This is a genomic window from Herbidospora sp. RD11066 (assembly GCF_054661255.1).
This window is the reverse complement of sequence record NZ_BAAGDO010000393.1, coordinates 1-233: the sequence shown is the minus strand read 5'-3', so window position 1 is coordinate 233 and position 233 is coordinate 1. Positions and strand designations below refer to the sequence as shown.

Annotated in this window: 1 protein-coding gene; it reads right to left on the bottom strand. The window is 54.1% G+C overall.

What is annotated here, in order from left to right:
- A partial coding sequence (locus ACYQ78_RS40175) for a hypothetical protein (protein WP_459806248.1) occupies positions 1 to 184 on the bottom strand: 184 nt, incomplete at its 3' end.
- Positions 185 to 233: the final 49 nt, after the last annotated feature.

Here is a 233-nt window from a genome sequence, read left to right as displayed (position 1 = left end):
GGACGGTGACGTTGGCCCTCCAACGCTTGGGATGTTCTCCATGAGGGCCATAAGGAGACGAGGTAATGGTGGTGCCCACACCCCAGCGCTTACGGTCCACAATGGTGTTATAGTTCCATACTGTCTCCATCTCCTTGTTCAAATAGATCAGGATCTTGTTGATGTAACGCGCACGTGGAGGCAAGTCTTCTCCTTTGATGGAACGGCGTCGGCGGCCATAGCTGCTCTGCAAC